The following is a 23,561-nucleotide window of genomic DNA, read 5'->3' as shown; positions in this document are numbered from 1 at the left end:
TGGCCTTTTTGACATTTTATAGCCATGCTCAAAAAGTGGGTTTAGTATTGAGTGGTGGCGGTGCCAAAGGTATTGCCCATATTGGGACTTTAAAAGCACTGGAAGAAAACAATATCCCAATTGATTACATCACAGGCACTTCTATGGGTGGCATAGTAGGTGCTATGTATGCTGCAGGGTATTCTCCTGCCCAAATAGAGAAAGTAGCGCTAAGCTCCGAATTTCAGGATTGGGTTAGTGGTAGATATAGCAGTGATTACAGCTTCTTCTTTCAAAAAAAGCCTTTGAACCCTTCAATTGTAACGGCAAAACTACTACTGGACACAAGTCTGAGGGTAAATTTCAGATCTAACCTTGTAAATGACATTCCGCTAAACTTTGCATTACTCGAACTGTTTTCGCAGGCATCAGCAATATCGAAAGATAATTTCGATAACCTCTTTGTTCCCTACCGATGCATGGTTTCTGATGTCTTATCACAAACCAGTATTACCGTAAAAAAAGGTAGTTTAGCCGAAGCCGTAAGGGCTACAATGGCTGTCCCACTGATATACCGTCCTATTAAACTTGATGGCAAGTATGTTTTTGATGGTGGACTTTACAATAATTTTCCGGCTGACATTATGAAGAAGGAGTTTAATCCTGATGTTATGATTGGAGCCAATGTTTCTTCCAAGACCTATAATGAATATCCCAAAAACAGCGATGAAAGATTAATGAACAGGCTGATGATATTTATGTTCCTTTCTAAATCAGATTCAACGCTTATTGGCAGCAATGGCGTTTATATCCAGCCCGACCTTAAAGAATATAGCGTAAGTAATTTTAGTCCCGTAGAAGCTCTGATAAAGCAAGGATACGATGCCACGATTGCCAATATGGCGCAGATTAAAAAGAAAATAAAAAGACGGGTGAACATTAATGAACTAATGGCAAGAAGAAATGATTTTAACAATAAAAAGCCTGATCTGATATTCAACAATGTAACAGTGACCGGTGTAAATACACAGCAAAAAAAATATATAGAGCGGCTTTTTAAAAGAGACCATGGTGGTTTTGACCTGAATGACATTAAGCAGGGCTATTACAAACTCGTTGCGGATGAAACTTTTGAAACGATTTACCCTAAAATATCTTATGATCCGGTATCAGACATTTATAACTTTGAAATAGTTGCCCACCCAAAAAAAAGTGTAAAAATAGATTTTGGTGGGAATATCTCAAGCAGACCCATTAGTAATGTTTTTTTAGGTGTACAGTACAGCATTCTGAACAGGAAAGCTTATTCCTTTGGGGTAAACCTCTATTCCGGACGTTTTTATGAATCTGCACAAGTAACCGCCCGCGTAGATTTCCCATCGCGTTTGCCTCTATTTCTAGGTGTAGATGTTACCTACAATCACTTTAATTATTACGAGACCAGCTCCATATTTATCGAAAATCCTCATCCCACTTATATAGAGCAATCTGATAGGAAAATTGACCTTAAAATGGGGATGCCATTGAATAGAAACACCCGGATCACACTGAGCTCTGCTTTTATCAACAACATTGATAACTATAGTCCAAACAATACCTTCTCCGTTGGCAATGTCCTGGAAAAAACAATATTAAATGGCTCAAGATCTAGCTTATCCTTTGAGCAGTATACCCTTAATCGTAAGCAGTATGCCAACAGAGGTCGTAATTTCCTGTTAAGCTTTAATTATTTTGCAGGTCGTGAAAGTTATACCCCAGGTAATATCAATGCACCTGCAGACTTGCTTGCACCTCCAAAAGTTGGGGTAAACAAACAATTCAGAGAATGGATAAACATTAAAATGAGTGAAGAAAACTACTTTTTAAAGTTTGGGAAATACACATTGGGCTATCAGGCCGAAGCAGTATATTCCAGTCAACCACTCTTCAGCAATTATTATTCAACCTTATTGGCAGCACCTGCATTTTATCCATTGCAAGACAGCAGGTCGATATTTTTGGAGAACTTTAGGGCAACCACTTATCTTGCCGGAGGCCTTAAAAATGTATATAGCATCAAAAAAAGTTTAGATCTCCGTGTTGAGGGATATCTCTTTCTACCCTACCGTGAGTTTGAAAAAGTTGGTTTTCAGGGTGTAGCACACAAAACTGCATTTAGCAATTGGCACTATGCAGGCACTGCCGGATTGGTTTACAACACACCATTAGGCCCAATAAGCCTGAGTTATAATTTATACGATGACCCCATAAAAAGAAATGGTGTTTTATTACATTTGGGGTACTTAATTTACAATAAACGATCTTTAGAATGAGACAAATTTATTTATTACTTGTCCTTTTGGTATTCAGCGGCACTGCCTTTGCCCAAAAAGCAGACATTAATAATTTTATAGTTAAGGAGAGCTTACTCAAAAACAGCAAACTTGCAATTATAGCTGCTGATTCTTTAGTCAACCCTTTAGAAAAGATCAATGGCACTTATACTTTTACAGTAAGCGGATTTACCCAATCTGTAAACTTTCATGATGGTGTGGCTATCCTGCCTTTACAACTGGAACGTTCTGCATTTGTATACATCAAGCATCAAAATGATACCGGCACACACAGTAAGTTGCTATATGTTTATAAAAAAGATGGCGACCTAAGTCCTTATGCCATCAACAGTATGTGGCTAATCATTATCCCAGTTCTGATTATATTTTTTGCCTTTGCTTTTAGAAAATTTATCGTTATAGCAGTGATTCTTTTGATTATCTATATTTATTTCAATCATAGTAACGGACTAAATCTGTCGACCTTTTTTGAAACTATATTTGATGGATTAAAAAGGATATTTTAGAAAGGCATTCCTATACCAAAGTTGTATTGTATAAAACGATAGGTATCTGGAGTGTTGGCTGCATCAAATGCACTTCTAAAGGCTTTCCCACCAGTCAGGAATTTGGTGATTACCCATTGATCGGAACCTGTAAATTGGGGGTCTTTAAGCTTTAACCCCACATCAAACCTAAATACAAAATACTGCACATCGTACCTAAAACCGGTACCTGTACCCAAAGCAATCTGGTTACCCAATGATTTAAAATCAAACCGTGATGCCTGTGAGCCACTTACAACATTCCAGACATTCCCGGCATCTAAAAAAATAGCACCTTTAAGTTTAGCACCAAAAAATTTATTTAACAGTTTATACCTATACTCCAGATTTGCCTCAATATGCAGCTCTCCAGTCTGGTCAAAGCCATAAAGTATCTTACGCTGGTTTTCATCTGTAATTGCTATCCCTCTATTGTAATTTCCCGGCCCTAAAGTTCTGGCCTGCCATGCTCTTACGCCACTCGATCCACCTGCGTAAAACAATTTTTCGAACGGAATACCTGTTGCTATGGAATTGCCATAAGGATAAGCAATTCCAGCATTTATCCTGGCTACAAATTGCTTATCACCACCTAGCCCTTTATACCAGCGCAGATCTATCTCTGGTCGTACATACTGATTAAATGGAACACCAAATATTGTTGAAGAGCCAAGCGAATCCAGCTTAGTATGAAACAATTTTGTTAAGCCTTGCAGCATGTTACCTGCGAGATCTATGTCTCCTCTGAAATAAACAAAACTTCCATTGCTAAGTAGCTTTTCGGCATTCAAAGTATAAGCATATTTGATACCCAATGTTACGTTCTTCCTTTCCAATAAAAACAGGTTTATTAAATTATCGTTGATTATGGGAAAGTTCACATTTGTGGAATCATTCTTATCAAAAAGTAAACCACCAAAACGGTACTCAAAGTTTAATGGTGTTATTGTATGAAATTTAGATCTGGTTTCACGAAACTCATAAGCAACTGAAGTAAGAAGCACCTTACGCTGGAAGAAGCCCTTCTGTAAAGCGTAAACATAACTTGCAGAGAAAATTGTGTGTGGCATACCACCACGATTTGGTTTAGATCGTGTAAAAGGAATCATCAAGCGTGGGACAGTTAAATTTGTACTCACCGAAAAATCACGCTGATAAACCTCGCTAAAAACATTGCCCTGTCCCAACCAGGCTTGTAAACCACCTTTTATTTGAAACTCAAACTTTTCTGCCCCTCTAAAGAGGTTATTATTAGTATAAGTATTACTCAAGGTAAAACCAACAGTACCACCGTTAAATGGCACTTCACCTTCAATCCTATTGCTCATGATCTTTTGCGGGATCAACTGAATTACCGGATCTACGGTGTTCGCACTATCCTTAGGTTTATTGTATTCAATCTTAACATTCTTTAAAACATTCAACTCATATAAACGATCGTACGTTAAGTTCTCATTCCCGATATCATACTGTTGTCCCGGTTGCAAAAAATTATATCTGGTAATCGGATTTCTTCTAAATTTCCCGGACATATCGGTAAACCTTACCCCCCTATAAATTTTATCGTTCATTTTTATAGTAGAATCCCGGGGAAAACCATCAGCATTTGGCGCAATAATAATATTTGCCTCTCCCAAATTGTATTGTAAGTGCCTTGGCTTATCTATAGGATTATCTATAATCATAGTAACATTAGCTTTATTGGCATTTAAGTTAGAGTCTACCGAAAATTTGATGTATGGACGCGAAAAATCGAAATATCCTTTTTGCTTCATCATCAGGTAAACTTGGTCCCGTTCATAGGCCAGGGAGTCATCATCATAACGCTTTCCTTCTCTCAAATGACTATACGCTTCCTTTTGAGATAAATACAATTCCTTAATTTTCTCATCAGGAATTTCGTAGATGATCTTATTCACAGAAAACACTGCTCCGGGATCTGCTTCAAAAAAAACTTCGGCACGCTTCTTTTTCACCTTTATATCAGACTTAACTTTTGCATTAAAATACCCCTTACTCATCAGGTATTTTTCAATCTGACTACGTGAAATTTCAACCAGTGTACTGTCTAAAATTGGGGGTGGCGATCCCAAAGGCTTAATATTGCTCGTTTTATAGCGGCCATCTTTAGTATTAAAAATATTATAAATCAAAACATTGACACCCAGCTTAGATGTGGGCCTGATATCCTTTTGTATATAATTAAATGCTTCTTCTTGAAATGCTTTTGGAATGTGCTCTATCTCTACCTTTTTTACAATAGATTGGTAGTCGGCAATGTATTTTGTTGATGAACATGCTGTAACAAAAACAATAATAAATAGTAATATTGCACGAAACAGAACATTTTTTTTATAATCGTGGTATGCTTTCAAAATCTCAGATAAGTTTTATAAAATCGTTACATCAAAAAAAGTACCGCAAAGAAAACGGAATATTTATCATTGAAGGAATAAAATCTATTGAAGAATTCATTCAATCCAATTACCAGATACACAGTATTTATTACCTGGCACAACACCACGCTTTGCTGCCTAATTTACCAACAAATATAAAGTTATTTGAAGTAAACAACGCTGAACTCGATAAGATTAGTGCCTTACAAACTCCACAAGGAATACTAGCCCTGGTAAATATCCCTAAGCCCCCGCTATTAAACCTGGCCGACTTAAAAAACTCCTTTACTTTGGTATTGGATGGTGTTCAGGACCCCGGAAATATGGGCACTATTATCCGTACCGCGGATTGGTTTGGTTTTAAGCAAATCATCTGCTCAAATAATTGCGTTGAAGTTTACAACCCTAAAACGGTACAGGCAACCATGGGTTCCTTAAGCAGGGTAAATATTTATTATGAAGAGCTCTCAATGGTACTAAAAAATATTAAGTTGCCAATATTCGGGGCGGTTTTAGACGGAAAAAGCATGTATAAAACGGATTGGGGTAACGAAGGATTAGTGATTTTGGGCAACGAAGGACAGGGAATCACGCCTGAAGTGATAAAATTAATCACAAATCCGGTAACCATTCCGCGCACTGGAGGCGCTGAGTCTTTGAACGTTGCGATATCTGCTGCAATATTGTGCGCAGATATTAGTAGAAATTTGCAGAAATAAATTGCATCCTAATATATAATTACTATTTTTGCAACCTGAATTTCAACAGGTCGAGTGGCCGAGTGGCTAGGCAGAGGTCTGCAAAACCTCCTACAGCGGTTCGAATCCGCTCTCGACCTCCAGATTTATTAATAAATAAAAAAAGATTGACATGGCAGTTACCAGATTAAAAAGAAAAGACAGAAGAAATAAAACTTTCGCAAAATTAGATGTGAAATTCTTAAAATTAGCTACTAACATTGAGTTAGGCAGCAGATCAAAACAATCTAGTAAAGATCAGTTGGCTAAAAACAACGCTGTTTTAGCTCAACTTACTGCAAAAGCATAACTTTCTTTTACAAATGCACAAAAAAACTCATCTGCAAAACAGATGAGTTTTTTTATTGATCATACTTTTTGAAATTGGTCATTACTTTACCAACTCCTTACAGATCTTTTTAACTATGCCAGGACCTTCATAAATGAAACCCGTATACAATTGAACCAACGACGCACCTGCATCCAACTTATCTTGTGCATCTTTTGGAGAGTGAATACCTCCTACCCCTATAATAGGGAAAGCTTTATTCGATTTATCTGACAAATACTTGATTACCTCTGTAGAGCGCACAGTTAAAGGCTTACCACTTAAACCTCCTGCTTCGCTGGTTATCTTTTCTGATGTTTTTAAGCCACTCTTGTCAATAGTGGTATTGGTAGCAATAACTCCGGCAATTCCAGTTTGCATTACAATCTCTACAATATCATCCAATTGCTCATTGGTCAGATCCGGCGCTATCTTTAACAGTATAGGTCGTGATGTATCGTTTTTCTTATTCCGTTGTTGCAGTGTATTTAAAAGGTTCATCAGTGGCTCTTTTTCCTGCAGCTCCCTCAATCCAGGTGTATTCGGAGAACTCACATTTACCACAAAATAATCTACTACACCAAACAAACGATCAAAGCATTTAATGTAATCGCTTACAGCATCTTCATTTGGAGTATTTTTATTTTTACCTATGTTACCACCTACAACAATATCGCTATGTTTACTTCTTAAAAGTCTTAACCTCTCGGCAAGAGTATCCACACCTTTATTATTGAAACCCATCCTGTTGATCAGCGCGCTATCTTCTTCCAGGCGAAACATCCTTGGCTTATCATTACCGGGTTGTGGCAACGGGGTTACGGTACCCACCTCTATAAATCCAAATCCCAGATTACTTAACGCCTCTATGTATTCGCCATTTTTATCAAAACCAGCTGCCAGTCCTACAGGATTTTTAAATTTAATCCCAAAAACTTCACGTTCCAAACCTTTAATATTGACATCAAAGCTGCTGCGTAAAATGGTTTTCCCAAGTGGAAAATGATCATTAAACCATTTCAACCTTTTTACAACAAAATGATGTACTTTCTCGGGATCAAACTGGAAAAATATAGGCTTAATTAATTGATACATGGCGCGAAGATAAGGAACGTTTTGATGTATCACAAAAGTACAGCTTCCATGTTTTTGGACAATATTTCACAGCTATGGCAAAAAAATGGCATAAATCCGCTTCCACCCCTGCTAAATTCCCACAAAATTGGCCGTAAAGTTGTACTTTTGCAGCCAAATGATTTCTATAAACGACTTAACATTCCTGCTGGGCTCTAGGGCATTATACGATGAAGCAGACTGGCACATTAAACCAGGGGAGAGAATTGGACTTATTGGTGCCAATGGAACGGGAAAATCTACCTTACTAAAAATAATTGTTGGCGAATACGCACCTTCTTCGGGTTCGATTTCTATGTCGAAAGACCTGAAAATCGGGTATCTGAATCAGGATTTACTTTCTTACGATTCACACCATAGTATTTTACATGTGGCAATGGAGGCTTTTGAGCGCCAAAACCAATTGCATGATGAAATTGAAGAGCTATTAAAAAAAATTGAAACAGATTATTCTGAAGAAGTTTTAAATAAACTGAGCGACAAGCAACAGGAATTTGAAGCTTTAGATGGATATAATATCGAATATAGGGCGAATGAGATTTTGGCTGGTTTGGGTTTTAGTACCCAGGACCAACTAAGACCGCTAAACACCTTTTCTGGAGGTTGGCGGATGCGGGTAATGCTTGCAAAAATCCTTTTACAAACCCCTGATATTCTATTGTTGGATGAGCCTACCAACCACATGGATTTACCTTCCATCAAATGGCTGGAAACTTACCTGCTTGGCTTTGAAGGTGCCATTGTAATCGTTTCTCACGATAGGTACTTTTTAGATAAAGTGGTCAATAAAATTGTAGAATCGCGTAAAGGTAAATTAACTCCTTATGCCGGTAACTACACTTACTATTTGGAAGAAAAGGCATTGAGAGGTGAAATCCAAAAAGGAGAATTTAAAAATCAGCAGGCTAAAATCAAACAGGAAGAGCGTTTAATTGAGCGCTTTAAGGCTAAAGCGTCGAAGGCCAAAATGGCGCAATCACGCATGAAAGCTTTGGATAGACTGGAACGTGTTGAGGATGTAGATGATGATAACCCAACAGTTAACTTCCAGTTTAAATTCTCTAAGCCTTCAGGGCGTCACGTTGTACGCATTGAAGAAGCCTACAAGAGCTATCCTAATGTAGAAATCCTGGAAAATGCTGAAGGCGTGATTGAAAAAGGCGACAAAATTGCTTTAATCGGTGCCAACGGTAAAGGTAAATCGACTCTATTAAGAATTATTGCCGGAGCTGAAGGATTTAAAGGGAAATGCGAAACAGGTCACAATGTAACCACTACCTTCTTTGCACAGCATCAGTTAGAATCCTTACACCTTGATAATACCATTTTAGAAGAACTACAGGCTTTTGCGCCTAAGCATACTGATACAGAACTTCGTGGTATATTAGGCTGTTTCTTGTTTACGGGTGATGATGTTTTCAAAAAAATCAGGGTCCTTTCAGGAGGAGAAAAATCGAGGGTTGCATTGGCAAAGTCTTTAACAACAGACTCTAACTTCCTGATTCTGGATGAGCCTACCAACCACCTGGACATACAATCTGTAAACATCCTGATCCAGGCTTTACAACAGTATGAAGGCACATTTATTGCGGTATCTCACGATAGGTATTTCCTGGATAATGTCGCCAATAAGATCTGGTTTATTGAGGATAAAGACATTAAAGAATACCCTGGTACTTACGCAGAGTATGAAGAATGGAATGCCAAAAGACCGCAACCTGTTGCTACCAGCATCCCTGTAAAACAGGAGAAAGAGGTAAAACCTAAGGTTGTGGAAAAAGCAGCTCCAAACATTCAGCAACAGCTCAAAAAACTAAATGATCAATTGCAAAAATCAGAGCAGGAAATTGCTGCTTTTGAACATAGTGTAAAAACCATTGAGGCAAAAATTGCTGATGAGGATGTTTACTCAAATTCTGGTAAATTAGCTGAAGCCAATAAAGAATATGCTACAGCTAAATTGTTGCTGGACAATGCCCAGAAAAACTGGGAAGATCTAGCTTCACAAATTATGGAATTAGAAAACAAATAAATGATAAAACGGATAGGATTGTTCTTTTTGCTGATATGCAGCATTCAAACTGCAGAGGCACAAAACCAGCAATTTGTTTATGACAATAAAGTATACTTGCCACAAATCAAAACTGTGCAGTGTTACAACGCTAAAAAAGAACAATCCATCCCTGTTATTACCTTGAAATCAAATGAACAGCTGGCTTTCTCTTTTGATGACTTGAATGGGGGCAGCAAAATATACTGGTATACAGTAGAGCATTGCACATCGGATTGGAAGTCATCCCGTCTCTCCCCCATCGATTACCTGGATGGCATTTCGGAAGACCGGATAAACGATTACAAATATTCTTTTAATACGCTTCAAAAATATACGCATTACCAGCTTTCCTTACCTAATTACCAGATTAAACCTAAAATTTCGGGCAATTACCTGTTAAAAGTTTACGAGGATGGTAACCAACAAAAACCTGTAATCTCTCAGCGTTTTTATGTGGTAGAAAACCTGGTTGATGTAGGTATAGAAGTTACCCCAAGCTCGCAGGTTCCCCTACGTTTCAGCAATCAGAAGATTAATTTTACCATCTTCCATAAAACGCCTATACAAAACCCATATACAGATTTGAAGGCAATAGTAATGCAAAATGGCATTCCTCAAACTGCCATTTTAAATACTAAACCTACTTTTATCAGACCGGGCTCATTGGTATACAATGAACTTACGGCTAACAATTTTACTGCAGGAAATGAATTTAGAAAATTTGATATCCGCAGCTTGCGTTTTAAAGCGGAGAATGTACAGAATATCATCAGAGATACAGTGATTGATGTGGTATTGTTTCAGGATGTAAATGCCAATAAACCTAAGTACACTAATCAGGTTGACGAGAATGGTAATTTTTTTATCCGCAATACCGAAGGCAGAGATAACAATACTGATGCCGACTATGCCAATGTATACTTTACCCTGAATGCAACTCCACCCAGCTCCAGTGGCGATGCTTACGTAATAGGCCGCTTCAACAATTATGTGATGGATGAAAGCAGTAAAATGACTTTCGAACCTTCTAAAAGAAGGTTTTACGGAAAGGTTTTACTGAAGCAAGGCTTATATGATTACAAATACGTTTGGCTGGATAAGGCGACTGGCAAAACTGATCTGGCTATTTTTGAAGGTTCATATTTTGAAACAGCCAATACTTACCAGGTATTTGCTTACTACAGAAAACCAGGTGCCAGATGGGAAGAGCTGATTGGCTACAGCAGCGTAAATACCCTAAGAAAATAGATCCCTATTCATCCTTTCCGCGGATGTCTGTCCATTTTTAATTACTTTTGCAGAAATTATGAGTACAAAAATAAAAAGCCCAAAGGACTCTTTCACCATAATGAATGAGTTGGTATTACCAAACGACACAAACACCCTTAACAATTTAATGGGAGGCAGATTGCTACACTGGATGGACATTGCAGCGGCCATTTCTGCCCAGAAACACTGTAACCGTATTGTTGTTACGGCATCGGTTGATAATGTTTCATTTAAGCAACCTATTAAACTTGGTGATGTAATTACCATTGAGGCTAAAGTAACACGCGCATTTAACACTTCGGTTGAAGTAAGACTGGATGTATGGGCCGAGAATATCCCATCAGGTAGCAGAGCGAAATCAAACGAAGCTTATTATACTTTTGTTGCGGTAGACCAAAGTGGCAGAACTATCCCCGTTCCGGAACTGTTACCGGAAACTGAGGAAGAAAAAGAGTTGTTTGCCGGTGCATTAAGAAGAAGACAACTGCGATTAATCTTAGGTGGTAAAATGAAGCCTAATGATGCTAAAGAGCTGAAAGCCCTCTTTTTTCCAGAATAATTGCTACTTTAGGAGCACATGACCACTTACACTACACTCATTATTTTAAGCGGACTGGTTATCTTCTCCTATTTGTTTGACCTAGTTGCCAGCAAAACTAAATTGCCATCCGTACTGTTACTCTTGCTTTTAGGCATTGGTTTGCGCGTGCTGGTAGACAACCTTCAATTGCATACTTTTGATTTCCTGACCATATTACCTACGCTTGGAACAGTAGGTTTAATTTTGATTGTTTTTGAGGGTTCATTAGAGCTCAAATACGAGCGGGAAAAGAACAAGCTGATAAAGGGAGCCTTTTTATCAGCTTTTTTTATTCTTATTGCTACCGTATCAGCAATTACCTTTATTATTTATCAGATTAGCGGAAAAGACCTTTATATCTGCTTTGCCAATGCTATTCCTTTTAGTGTAATCAGTTCCGCTATTGCTATCCCTTCTGCCGGAGCATTGAACAAAAAAGGCAAAGAATATATCATTTACGAATCTTCTTTTTCGGATATTCTAGGGATCATCTTATTTAATTTTGCGATCACTAATCCACAAGTATCAATTTCTTCTTTTACAGGGCTTGCCATGAGCACTACTTTAATCATTATTGTATCGGCAATTTCCTGTATCCTGTTACTTTATATCATGGGTAAGATTTCGCATCATATCAAATTCTTTTTGATCATTTCTATTCTGATCATGGTGTATGCAATCGGACAATCTTATCATTTATCTTCTTTAATTCTGATTCTTTCTTTTGGCTTGTTTCTTAATAATGCAGATACCATTAAACATGCCTGGTTTAGAAGTAAATTCATTTATAAAAACCTGTCGAATGATTTAACACAGCTATACCAGCTTTCTGCAGAAAGTGCTTTTATCATCCGTACGTTCTTCTTTGTAATTTTTGGGTTTACCATGAATATTTATGCGCTGAATGATCAGGTTGTGATTGCAAACGGATTGATTATGCTGGCATCAATATTTATCATCAGGTTTGTATACCTTAAGCTTTTCAGGAAAGAAAACAGCGGAGCAGAGGTCTTTATTGGTCCGAGGGGGTTGATTAGTATCTTACTATACTTTAACCTGCCACCAGCACTTAAAATACCGGAAGTAGGTACAGCATTTCTATTTATGGTCGTTTTGGGTTCAAGTTTGATTATGAGTGTTGGCCTGCTCTTAACTAAGAAATACATAAAAGCAGAGCCTTTTCAAGTAATATAGTTAAATATTTATTTACTATGAAGTTATAACCAGTATAAATATATCTCTCATCTTTTCTAAGTATTACATCTTTATTTTATGTATTGATTAGGAATTTATTCTATTTCTCATAATTTTTCACGATGTAATCTTTCCAAGCTTCGACAATAATTATTAAATCTTGTGTTGAAATCGAGAATTGGGGTGAGTTCGAAGTATAATCTGGACGATCATAAATTGCAGCGTTATTTGCATTTGCTACTATAGTTACTAGAGATTGAGAAGAATAGTCCATTTTACTTATTTCGCCATTCTTTAGAGCAATTAAAGCTTCCAATGTCTCAATTACATCTTCAATTTTTTGATCATCAGTTATAAACTGATCTAATAAGTTACTACTTGAATTCATACCAAAATAAATTCGGTTGAGTATGTCCCGCTTGAAGAAGTTAATTTTATAATTTTGTATTACACTCATATATACTATTTTATGGGAAACGCTGTTTTTATTCAGTAGAACTGTTAAATGATTGTACGTTTCCATTAACATAAATTTCGCATATACCACCATTACTCATTAGGTCATGGTACTTATTGCCGACACCTGTGTAAACTTTATTTGAATAAGCTAATGATATATTTTCGATTATATTTTTCTATCCCATTCATCCTTAAAACAAGGAGAGATTCCGGGTATATCTTCTAGTTAGTATCTGTTATTTTATTATTGCAAAATCCAGTTTAAGATTTTAGCTATATTTTTTGCGTCATCAACTCCTCTATGATGAGTTCCTTCTAATGGAATTTCTAATATGCCTAATGCACCAGCCATTCCCTGTTCATGCCCTAATTTCTTTTTCAATGCAAACAAAGTTTTAACATTAATATGAGAAGGCCCAAAAGGATATCCAATTCCGAGTTCATTACATTGACGTTGAAACTGCTTTAAATCATAAGCACCAAAACTGGCCCAGGCTCTACTTTGGGATAAATACTCTTTCTTTAAAATGCGACATGCTTCTTTAAAACTGATGCCTTCATTTTCTATCATTTCAGAAGTAATAGTAGTAAGTTCAGTGCAAAATGAGCTAATTACAGAACGTTCTGGTTTGACCAAAATCCCTCTGTTCATAGAGATTTCACCTGTATTTACATCAAGTAGACAAACTCCAATCTCAATGATGTCATTTTCCATATCAGAAGGATTCGGACCTTGCCAACATGTAGCTTCTAAGTCAACAACTAATATTTTGTCTAATGTTTTTGCCATATTTCAATTTGTTTTAGGACATTTCATACAATGATCATTGAAGCCAATGTGTTTGGAAATATAAAGGTTGTTCTAGCGTATTTTACAAGCTAGTTATTTAATTATTTCTACTGATTTATTTTTGGGGCTACATACCAGAGCGAATAAAATCTAATTCGAAAGAATTCATTGATCTAAAAGCAGATAAATACATTAAAGACCATTCAGAAGTGGCAGCCATGAGGGTATAAATCTGCTATGGCAATCAGCTTCCCATTTCTAAAATCTTATCAAACTCTTCAGCTTTTAATGGCATTACAGATAATCGACCTTGTCTAACTAACGAAATATCTTTCAGGCTTTCTTCTGCTTTAATCTGTTCAAGGCTTACCGGGTTTTTCAGAGATGCTACAGGAGCTAAATCCACTACTACCCAGTTCGCATCATCCGTTGTTGGGTCTTGATAAAACTCCTTTACCACTTTGGCTATACCTACAACATTTTTACCCTCATTGCTATGATAAAATAATACCAGATCTCCTTCTTTCATAGCTTTGAGATTGTTGCGCGCTTGATAATTGCGCACGCCATCCCAAAAGGTACGGCCATCTTTATTGAACTTTTCCCAGCTATATTTAAAGGGTTCGCTTTTTACTAACCAATGATTCATTTGTTTCTCTTTTTACTTCAACTTGTCTACCACAAAAATAACAAACTCAAACTACCTTTCACTATTTTTATAAAGACCTAATTCCTTATATTAGCTAGACAAAAAATACTTGATAAAAAAGAAGGGCATTCAAAGGAAAGACTTTCGAACCTAAAAGCCGAAGCAGAAAAAATGAAGCAAAGGGAATTGTAAATGAACACGAATGAACCAACTCCGGAAATCTTAAAAACTAAACAACATTTCGAAATTCTTGACGGGTTAAGAGGAGTAGCCGCACTAGCCATTGTATTGTTCCATTTCATGGAAATGGTGTATGACCCCAACAAAAACTTCATTGCACATGGCTTTTTAGCAGTAGATTTCTTTTTCTGTTTATCGGGATTTGTAATAGCTTATGCTTACGATGATCGGATCGGAAAAATGGGTATTAAAGAGTTTTTCAAATCCAGACTCATTAGACTACATCCACTGGTTATCTTAGGTTCTGTATTAGGCTTATTGGCCTTTCTGTTTGATCCCTTTGGTGGAACACCAGAAGTATATAGTGCCGGAAAAATCGTACTTATTTTCCTATGCTCAATCTTACTTATTCCTTATCCTGTAATTGCAGAGCGTTCATTTAACCTGTTTGGCCTAAATGCACCTGCCTGGTCCTTATTCTGGGAATATGTAGCCAATATTTTGTATGCTTTTATCCTTTGCCGACTAAATCGTCGCGTTCTGCTTATACTTGCTATAGTAGCTGCAGGCACACTTTGCTACGTAAGCTACCGTGCCGGGGGTAGTTTATTGGGTGGATGGGCTGGAGAAAACTTCTGGGACGGCGGGGCCCGTATTTCTTATTCATTTTTAGCAGGTATGCTCATCTTCCGTTTCAACTGGATCATTAAATCGAGGCTTGGCTTTATTGCCTTATCTGGATTACTACTCCTGGCCTTTGTTATGCCATATAATTCATGGAACTGGCTAACAGAACCAATGGTGGTATTGGTCTATTCCCCCTTAATTGTTGCCCTGGGTGCCGGCGCTAAACTTACAGAAGGATTGAAAAAAATATGTGTATTATCTGGAAAAATATCCTATCCATTGTACATGACACATTATGCTGTAATATGGGTGTTTTTAAACTATTACACCAGTCATAAGCCGGGGACACCACAATTGACACTTATTATACTTACAGGAACAATTCTTTTACCTGGAATTGCTTATTTGGTAATGGTATTTTATGATATCCCTGTTCGAAATTACTTAACCAACAAGAGGAAAAAGGCAAGCAATTTAGTGTAGCATCTTAAACAGCAACTCCTTTAGCAACTCCCCATCAGTGGTGTTACCGGTGCTGTCAACTCCTTTACTTTTCAAATCATACTCCCTAAGCAAACTAATGATATCGAAGGTTTTAGGCAAACTGAAACTGCGGGCAGCAGTTTCATAATCTTTTACAAAATAAGGGTTTACACCCAATTCCTTCGCTGCATCCCCTTTATTGGGTAAATAATGATATTTTAATATTTTGGTAAAATAAGCACTCAGATTGGCCATAACCATCACCATAGGATTGGCCTTAGGATTATCGGCAAAGTAATTGATGATCTGATTGCACTTCAGTACGTTTTTTACCGCTAGTGCTTTTTGCAGTTCAAACACATTGTATTCCTTACTGATTCCAATATTTCGCTGTACAATATCAGTATCAATAATAGTTTCTTTACTGATGTTTAACAGTAGTTTTTCTACTTCATTGGCAATTTTAGAAAGATCTGCACCAAGATATTCAGCCATTAATGCCGATGCTTGTGGTGCGATCTTATAGCCCTTTTCTTTTACCAGATCATCTATCCACTGAGCAAGTTTATAATCACGCACCAAATCCGACTGAAAAACGACTCCATTCTTATCAATCGCTTTATAGATCTTTTTGCGTTTATCAAAATTAGCATATTTATAACCCAGCACCAGAATTGTACTTGGCAACGGCTTTTCAAAATAACTAAGTACAAATTCAGCAGTTTTACTGCTACCCTCAGTTTCCTTAGCCCATTTTAAATCCTGCGCTTCCTTTACTATAATCAGCTGGTAATCAGACATCATCGGATAGCGCTTGGCCGCATTCATCACTGTAGCCATATCCGTATCCTTTCCATATAGAACAGTTTGATTAAACCCCTTTTCCATATCATTCAAAATATGCGCTTCCATATAATGAATAATCTGGTCTATATAATAAGGCTCTTCACCATGAAGGAGGTAAACAGGCTTAAACTTTCTTGCTTTAATGTCTTTGATGATCTCTGCAGCACTCATATAATGGTGTAAACTTAGATAAAAAAATTGTCTACTTTTGCACAAATGTCATTTATACCTACCCCACTTAACTTACCTGAGTATCCTTTTAAAATTACACTAAAGGAGACCCAACATTTTATATTTGATGAAGTAAGAAAAAAACACCTGGTATTAACCCCGGAAGAGTGGGTAAGACAGCATTTTATCCAGTTTCTGATTGTTAACAAAAAATTTCCCAGGTCTCTCATTCAAATTGAGGGCGGACTAAGCCTGAACAAGCTTCTGAAGCGGACCGACATTGTGATTTTTAATACGCTTGGCGAAAGGATTATGGTGATTGAATGCAAGGCACCTGCTGTAAAAATCACACAAGCTGTATTTGACCAGGCCGCCAGATACAATTCGGTACATAAAACAAAATGGCTGGTAGTAACCAATGGGTTAAAACATTGCTATGCCATTATAGATCACCAGGCTTCGCAGTTTGCTTTTATTGAAGAACTGCCGGAATATCAATTGCTTTAAGGTAACTTAGCCATACTTTAAGCAGAATGGCTAAGTTTTATTCAATATCAAATGACTTATTTTAATGCGGCTAAACTCTCTTCAATAATCTTTATTTTCCCTTCAGCATCAGCCTGTTTATTTCTTTCGTTTTGGATAATTTCCGGCTTGGCATTCTGCACAAAACGCTCATTACTCAGCTTCGCATTTACCGACTTCAGGAAGCCTTGTAAGTAATCCAACTCTGCATTTAAGCGTTCTATTTCCGCATCAATATCAATCGCTTCATTTAAATGAATAAAGAACTCATCATTCCCTACCATAAAACTTACAGCACCCTGAATCTTATCATTTACCAACTCAACCTGATTGATATTAGCCAATTTGAAAACGATATTTAACCACTTTTCGTAGTCCAGGGCAGAATTTACCTTAATAGCTAAAGGTAAAGCCTCTTTGGGAGAGATTTGCTTGGTATTCCTCACATTTCTGATCTCGGCAACCAGGGTTTTAATTACTTCCACCTCTTTAAGTAAAGCAGCATCAGCATTTCCAATTACAGGATAGCTAGCTACAATACAGCAATCCATTTCGCCCTTTTCGCCAAACAACTCATCATGCCATAACTCCTCTGTAATGAAAGGCATAAATGGATGTAGCAAGGTTAATATTTTCTCAAAGAAACCAATGGTCGCTTTTAAAGTTTCCGCATCCACAGGATGTTGATAGGTAGGCTTAACCATTTCCAGATACCAGGCACAGAAATCATCCCATACCAATTTATAAGTCGCCATCAAGGCTTCTGATAAACGATACTGCTTAAAGTTATCTTCTATCTCAGCAAGGGCTTCGTTAAAACGGTTCTCGAACCATAATATAGCCTGTTGATTTGGGTTTTCAAGATTTGCATCTACCTCCCATCCCTTTACCAGGCGGAATGCATTCCAGATTTTGTTGGCAAAATTACGCCCCTGCTCACAGTAGCTTTCGTCAAACATCAAATCATTTCCTGCAGGAGAGCACAACAACATCCCTACCCTAACACCATCAGCACCATATTTTTCAATTAATCCGATTGGATCAGGAGAGTTACCTAGTGATTTAGACATTTTACGACCAAGTTTATCCCTAACAATACCAGTTAGATATACATTAGTGAAAGGCTTCTGACCTCTAAACTCATGTCCTGCCATGATCATTCTCGCTACCCAGAAGAATAAAATTTCTGGTGCAGTAACCAGGTCATTCGTTGGATAATAATAATTGATATCCGGATTATCAGGATTTTTAAAACCATCAAACACCGAGATTGGCCATAACCATGATGAAAACCAGGTATCCATAACATCAGGATCCTGCTTTATGAAAGCCGACAATTGCTTTTTGCAACTCGCACTTTCTTCGGCAGTAAAAGAACCATCACGATCTCTAAGCTTTAAAAATTCATCCAAAGCCTCTTCTTTGGTTTTCGCAACTACCCAGTTCCCCTGATTATCGTACCAGGCCGGAATTTGCTGGCCCCACCAAAGCTGACGGCTAATGTTCCAATCGCGAACATTCTCCATCCAGTGACGGTAAGTATTCACAAACTTCTCCGGAATCAACTTCACATCACCATTCAACACATCTTCCAGAGCAGGTTTTGCCATCTGGTCCATTTTACAGAACCACTGCATGGATAGTTTAGGCTCAATAGCAGCATCGGTACGCTCAGAAAAACCAACCTGAGATTTATAATCTTCAACCTTTTCTAAGTGACCGGTTTCATCCAGCAATTTGGCAATCTTTTTCCTGGCTATAAAGCGGTCTTCACCTACCAAAACAACAGCAAGCTCATTCAGCGTGCCGTCGTCGTTCAAAATATCTATAACCGGTAATTTATGTTTTAAACCTAGCTCATAATCATTAAGATCATGCGCCGGCGTAACTTTTAAACATCCGGTACCAAAGTCCATAGTTACATACTCATCCTCAATAATCGGAATTTCGCGATTAATCAAAGGAACAAATACCTTCTTACCCTTCAGGTGTGTATAACGCTCGTCATTCGGATTGATACAGATCGCTGCATCAGCCATAATGGTTTCCGGACGCGTAGTAGCGATAGTCACAAAATCATCACCACCAGAAACAGTGTATTTGATGTAATATAATTTTTGGTTTACTTCCTTACGGATAACTTCTTCATCAGAAACAGCAGTTTTACCAGCAGGATCCCAGTTTACCATACGAATCCCCCTGTAAATCCATCCTTTTTTATATAAATGGATAAAGCTATCAATAACCGCATCAGACAAATCGTCCTCCATGGTAAAGCGTGTACGATCCCAGTCGCAACTTGCCCCTAGCTTTTTTAACTGATCAAGGATAATACCACCGTATTTCTCTTTCCACTCCCAGGCATATTTCAAAAACTCCTCACGACTAAGATCTGCTTTGTTGATGCCTCTTTCTTTAAGCATGGCTACTACCTTAGCTTCTGTAGCAATAGAAGCATGGTCGGTACCCGGTACCCAACAGGCATTTTTTCCCTGCATACGAGCTTTACGAATCAATACATCCTGAATGGTATTATTCAGCATGTGGCCCATGTGCAATACCCCTGTCACATTTGGTGGAGGGATTACAATTGTATAAGGCTCACGCTCATCTGGTTCAGAGTGGAAAAACTTTTTTGAAAGCCAGTAACTATACCATTTATCTTCTGTCGATGCCGGATCGTATTTAGTAGAAATGCTCATTATTTTTGAAAGTATCAGATTTTGAGGCGTAAAAATAAGGAAAAAAATACAGATGCTGTTCGCCTTGCCAAATCTTTTGCTGAAGGGCAAAATCTTTGCATGTCGGCTCACAGCACTGAATTTTTTTTGAAAAAAGAAAAGGGAGCAGTACTTGCTGCACTACCCCCTTCCTTCCTGTGACCAAAAAATTACCTTCTCTGAAACGTCCTGGCGTCTTTGCGCTTCTTCAGCGCAATTATGCAGACGTTGAAGAGAACGGTTATTTTTTCCCTTTTAAATAAAGGTCAAAATAATCAGTTACTTTCTGATACAGATGAACCCTGTCTTTGCCCATTACATTGTGCTCATGACCAGGATAGATCATATAGTCAACCTGTACACCTTTATCAACCGCGTGCTTCACAAAATCAACCGAATGTTGTTGTACCACTACCGGGTCCTGCAATCCATGGATTAACATTAATTTCCCTTTCAACTGATCAACTCTATTGCTCAGATAAGTTTCTGCATAGCCTTCAGGATTTTCCTGTGGCGTATCCATATAACGTTCAGTATACATGATCTCATAAAACTGCCAGTTAATTACCGGACCACCTGCTACTGCGGCTTTAAAAACTCCAGGATGCGTTAACATGAAATCTGTTGTGGCGAAACCGCCAAAGCTCCAGCCAAATAAACCCATATTAGCTGAATCTACATAAGGCTGGCTTTTCAGATAATCAACAGCATTCATCATATCTTCCATCTGTACACCACCGGCATGGCGGAACATCGACTGCTCAAATGCTTTACCTCTGTTGTCGCTACCTCTTACATCAACTGTAAGTACCACATAACCATTTTGGGCCAGGTATCTTGACCAGTAATCACCTGTACCAGCATTCCATGCATTGGTAATCAATTGTGCATGTGGGCCGCCATACCAGTAAACAATTACCGGATATTTTTTTGTCGCATCATAATTTTCCGGCTTGTATAAATTCATATACAAGTCGTCACCAGATTTGCTCTTAATCGTGAATATTGAAGAATTAGTAGTGGCATAAGCAGCCAAAGGATTTGCAGCTTTTAATAACACTTTGGTTTTTAAGTTAGCCGTTTCAACCAGCTGAATCACCCTTGGATCATTAGGTGTGCTATAACTGTCAATTACAGTATTACCAGAGGTACTTACCTGTGCATTATGTACAGCAAAGCCTTGGGTAATTCTCTTGGTTTTACCCGATTTCATATTCAATACATATAGATTTCTTGTAATCGGTGACTCTTCAGTCGACATATAAAACAACTGATCTCCTTTAGCATCAAAACCTTTTACATCCAATACTTCCCAGGGGCCTTTAGTCAATTGTTTTAACAATTTCCCTGTCGAACTGTATAGATACAAGTGGTTCCAGCCATCCCTGTTACTTTGCCAGATAAATTTCGAAGGATCGTTTTTCAAGAATAACACAGGCACCAATGGCTCCACATATTTCTCATCTTTTTCTTCAAACAAAGTCTTTACCAAATCACCTGTCACCGCATCATACTGATTTAGCTTCATGTGGTCTTGACCACGATTCAATACCGCGATATAAACATATTTATCGTCCGGACTCCAGGCAATATTCGTTAAATACTGCTCAACAGGTTCCCCTGTTTTTAAATAAACTACAGTCCTCGTTTCAGCATTGTAAACGCCTACAGTTACCTGATGACTTTTATCACCAGCCATAGGATATTTGATGTTCACATTGTGAGCAGGTCTTGTGGTCCAATCGATGATTGGATAATCAGTTACCATACTCTGGTCCATTCTGTAAAAAGCAAGCAGTTTACCACTATTGCTCCAGAAAATTCCTTTACTGATTCCAAATTCTTCTCTGTGTACAGATGAAGCATATACAATGTCCTTACTGCCATCCGTAGTCACCTGCTTTTTGTCAGCACCTTTAGCCACAAAAAGATTAAAATTGTCCAGGTAAGCTACGTAGCCCGCTTTACTTTCCTCAACATTAGTTTTACTCATTAAAGACTGATCAACAAGCACTTCTACTGTATTTTTAACAGGGTTAAGCGCTACCTTACTGCCATTAAGTGTAAAAATCCAGTTTGTCCCCTGATTAAATTGAATAACAGGCAACATTTTTAAAGTATCTTTTTGGGCAGTTCTTAATTTTTGGTTCAACAGACTTAAAGTAAGAAATGGTTGATCTTCTTTAGTCTTCGCATTACCACTTAACCAAACCGGAGCATTACCAATACGCTTAGCATATACATAATCTTCGGTTCCGTAAATAAATTGAATTTGAGATAGGTTTTCGGGTGCAAGTGTTGTCCGGGCATTCATCATCGCATCCTGCATAGTCAATTGTTTATTTTGGGCAAAGCCACAAAAAGCAATCGACACCAGGTGGATCAGCAGAATCAGTTTCTTCATTCGTATAAAAATTAGTTTGGACAAACTTATATAAAATGCAGCAAATAACATTGCATCTTGACTTACCTTTGTCGTAATGAAAACGATACTTACCGGTCTCCTCTTTGCCATGTTATGGGCCTCCGCTTCTGTTGCTACTAAGTTTGGTATCCTGTCAGCGCCACCATTAATGCTAGGCAACCTGCGTTTCTTTATTGCAGGATTTGTTCTGCTGGGCTTTTGTTATCTGATCAGCAGAGATAAGCAATACAGATTGCCCAGCACACAAGAATGGCGGCAACTTGCCATTTTTGGCTTTTTAAATACGACAGTATACCTTGGTATGTATGTGTTTGCAATGAAATATACTGCTGCCGGCATCGGCAGTCTGGCCACTTCTACCAACCCCTTACTCATCGTTTTACTATCCTCCTGGTTAATAGGGCGCAAACCGGAAAAAGCCGAAATTTTCAGTATCATTATTGGCATGGCCGGTATAGCACTTGCCACTTACCCACTGCTCAAAACCAGCAACACCAGTGTCTTTGGCGTAATCATCCTGATGCTAAGCATGGTTGCAGTTTCCTTTGCCAGTGTTTATTATGCTCAGGTTAAGTGGACACTACCTAACCTCTTGATCAATGGTTGGCAGGTAACACTTGGCGGACTATTTTTACTCCCTTTTACCTTTGCCATGAGCGATTTTTCTACCGTACAGTTTGATAGTCGCCTTATTTATGCAGTACTGTGGCTTAGTTTAGCTGTTTCCGTAATCGGACTGATCTGCTGGTTTTACCTCCTAAAAATAGATACAGTAAAAGCCTCATTATGGTTATTTCTATGTCCGTTATTTGGTTTTTTCTATGCATGGTGGCTATTAAATGAACCCATTACATTATACACAGTAGTAGGAACATTCCTGGTAATAACCGGATTGTATATCGGTCAGCGTAAAAAATTAATAGCATAAATTTCACACTTCGCACAATATTTTTTGTTAAAATATGTTAAATACATATAAAACGAGAAGAGATGAAGACGATAAATGTATTTTCTTTCACCGGTACCATCCTCAGGAAACTTGGACTCACCAAGATTTACTATTGGTTTAATAAGTAATAATTTCATTATACAAAATGCTTATTTGAGCATATTTATTACTTTTATGTAATGGTGTATATATGCACCTATACTAACTTTT

19 protein-coding genes and 1 tRNA gene are annotated in these 23,561 nt (G+C 37.8%); 12 read left to right on the top strand and 8 right to left on the bottom strand.

The genetic code is table 11. From position 1 onward, the window contains the following. Positions 1–8: 8 nt before the first annotated feature. Both P0Y49_04435 and P0Y49_04430 read left to right on the top strand, forming a co-directional pair. On the top strand, positions 9–2,291 hold the full coding sequence (locus P0Y49_04435; protein WEK20386.1) for a patatin-like phospholipase family protein: 2,283 nt from the start codon (positions 9–11) through the stop codon (positions 2,289–2,291). Beyond that, entirely contained in the window at positions 2,288–2,818 is a 531-nt protein-coding gene (locus tag P0Y49_04430; protein ID WEK20385.1) for a hypothetical protein, read from the top strand. The genes P0Y49_04435 and P0Y49_04430 overlap by 4 nt, the downstream gene beginning before the upstream one ends. Here the strand turns inward: P0Y49_04430 and P0Y49_04425 are convergent. Continuing rightward, positions 2,815–5,211: a BamA/TamA family outer membrane protein gene (locus tag P0Y49_04425; protein WEK20384.1), complete on the bottom strand. Its 2,397-nt coding sequence runs from the start codon at positions 5,209–5,211 to the stop codon at positions 2,815–2,817. The genes P0Y49_04430 and P0Y49_04425 overlap by 4 nt on opposite strands. Here P0Y49_04425 and P0Y49_04420 point away from each other — a divergent pair. The 3 genes from P0Y49_04420 to P0Y49_04410 all read left to right on the top strand — a co-directional run bounded on the left by P0Y49_04420 (position 5,202) and on the right by P0Y49_04410 (position 6,279). Beyond that, positions 5,202–5,951, top strand: a complete 750-nt coding sequence (locus P0Y49_04420) for an RNA methyltransferase (GenBank protein ID WEK20383.1) — start codon at positions 5,202–5,204, stop codon at positions 5,949–5,951. The genes P0Y49_04425 and P0Y49_04420 overlap by 10 nt on opposite strands. Positions 5,952–5,999: 48 nt before the next feature. Continuing rightward, positions 6,000–6,073: transfer RNA gene (locus tag P0Y49_04415), tRNA-Cys, on the top strand. A gap of 29 nt (positions 6,074–6,102) precedes the next feature. After that, positions 6,103–6,279 (top strand): spore protein, encoded by a 177-nt coding sequence (locus P0Y49_04410; protein ID WEK20382.1) that lies wholly within the window; start codon positions 6,103–6,105, stop codon positions 6,277–6,279. Between the two features lie 81 nt (positions 6,280–6,360). On the opposite strand, the gene P0Y49_04405 is transcribed toward P0Y49_04410, so the two are convergent. Then, complete coding sequence (locus P0Y49_04405; GenBank protein WEK20381.1) at positions 6,361–7,392, bottom strand: quinone-dependent dihydroorotate dehydrogenase; 1,032 nt, start codon at positions 7,390–7,392, stop codon at positions 6,361–6,363. 157 nt (positions 7,393–7,549) lie between these two features. Here P0Y49_04405 and P0Y49_04400 point away from each other — a divergent pair, with 157 nt between their 5' ends. Genes P0Y49_04400 through P0Y49_04385 form a run of 4 tightly spaced genes read left to right on the top strand, consistent with a single transcriptional unit; the run spans position 7,550 to position 12,527 of the window. Further along, positions 7,550–9,463: an ABC-F family ATP-binding cassette domain-containing protein gene (locus P0Y49_04400; GenBank protein WEK20380.1), complete on the top strand. Its 1,914-nt coding sequence runs from the start codon at positions 7,550–7,552 to the stop codon at positions 9,461–9,463. Continuing rightward, a complete protein-coding gene (locus P0Y49_04395; protein ID WEK20379.1) occupies positions 9,464–10,732 on the top strand; it encodes a DUF5103 domain-containing protein in 1,269 nt (422 codons plus the stop codon). It begins immediately after the preceding gene. A 58-nt stretch (positions 10,733–10,790) separates the two neighbouring features. Then, positions 10,791–11,312 (top strand): acyl-CoA thioesterase, encoded by a 522-nt coding sequence (locus tag P0Y49_04390; GenBank protein WEK20378.1) that lies wholly within the window; start codon positions 10,791–10,793, stop codon positions 11,310–11,312. 18 nt (positions 11,313–11,330) lie between these two features. Continuing rightward, positions 11,331–12,527, top strand: coding sequence for a sodium:proton antiporter (locus P0Y49_04385; GenBank protein ID WEK20377.1), 1,197 nt, complete (start codon positions 11,331–11,333; stop codon positions 12,525–12,527). A 100-nt stretch (positions 12,528–12,627) separates the two neighbouring features. Here P0Y49_04385 and P0Y49_04380 read toward each other — a convergent pair whose 3' ends face one another. The 3 genes from P0Y49_04380 to P0Y49_04370 form a co-directional block, all read right to left on the bottom strand. Next, complete coding sequence (locus P0Y49_04380) at positions 12,628–12,984, bottom strand: hypothetical protein (GenBank protein WEK20376.1); 357 nt, start codon at positions 12,982–12,984, stop codon at positions 12,628–12,630. 246 nt (positions 12,985–13,230) lie between these two features. After that, the gene (locus P0Y49_04375; GenBank protein WEK20375.1) at positions 13,231–13,776 is read right to left on the bottom strand and encodes an exonuclease domain-containing protein; all 546 of its coding nucleotides are present in this window, start codon (positions 13,774–13,776) and stop codon (positions 13,231–13,233) included. A gap of 244 nt (positions 13,777–14,020) precedes the next feature. Further along, a complete protein-coding gene (locus P0Y49_04370; GenBank protein WEK20374.1) occupies positions 14,021–14,425 on the bottom strand; it encodes an EVE domain-containing protein in 405 nt (134 codons plus the stop codon). Positions 14,426–14,617: 192 nt separating this feature from the next. On the opposite strand from P0Y49_04370, the gene P0Y49_04365 reads away from it, so the two are divergent. After that, positions 14,618–15,715, top strand: a complete 1,098-nt coding sequence (locus P0Y49_04365; protein ID WEK20373.1) for an acyltransferase — start codon at positions 14,618–14,620, stop codon at positions 15,713–15,715. Here P0Y49_04365 and holA read toward each other — a convergent pair. Next, positions 15,707–16,732 (bottom strand): DNA polymerase III subunit delta, encoded by a 1,026-nt coding sequence (gene holA / locus P0Y49_04360; protein ID WEK20372.1) that lies wholly within the window; start codon positions 16,730–16,732, stop codon positions 15,707–15,709. The genes P0Y49_04365 and holA overlap by 9 nt on opposite strands. A 45-nt stretch (positions 16,733–16,777) precedes the next feature. Here holA and P0Y49_04355 point away from each other — a divergent pair, with 45 nt between their 5' ends. Further along, positions 16,778–17,239: a type I restriction enzyme HsdR N-terminal domain-containing protein gene (locus P0Y49_04355; protein ID WEK20371.1), complete on the top strand. Its 462-nt coding sequence runs from the start codon at positions 16,778–16,780 to the stop codon at positions 17,237–17,239. Between the two features lie 56 nt (positions 17,240–17,295). Here the strand turns inward: P0Y49_04355 and P0Y49_04350 are convergent, their stop codons facing one another. Continuing rightward, entirely contained in the window at positions 17,296–19,959 is a 2,664-nt protein-coding gene (locus P0Y49_04350; GenBank protein ID WEK20370.1) for a valine--tRNA ligase, read from the bottom strand. A 259-nt stretch (positions 19,960–20,218) separates the two neighbouring features. Continuing rightward, complete coding sequence (locus tag P0Y49_04345) at positions 20,219–22,381, bottom strand: DPP IV N-terminal domain-containing protein (GenBank protein ID WEK20369.1); 2,163 nt, start codon at positions 22,379–22,381, stop codon at positions 20,219–20,221. 76 nt (positions 22,382–22,457) lie between these two features. Between P0Y49_04345 and P0Y49_04340 the strand changes: the two genes are divergently transcribed. Further along, positions 22,458–23,330 (top strand): EamA family transporter, encoded by an 873-nt coding sequence (locus tag P0Y49_04340; GenBank protein ID WEK20368.1) that lies wholly within the window; start codon positions 22,458–22,460, stop codon positions 23,328–23,330. Positions 23,331–23,561: the final 231 nt, after the last annotated feature.

The sequence above is a fragment of the Candidatus Pedobacter colombiensis genome (genome assembly GCA_029202485.1).
GTDB classification, from domain to species: domain Bacteria; phylum Bacteroidota; class Bacteroidia; order Sphingobacteriales; family Sphingobacteriaceae; genus Pedobacter; species Pedobacter colombiensis.
This window is presented reverse-complemented; position numbering and strand designations above follow the sequence as displayed.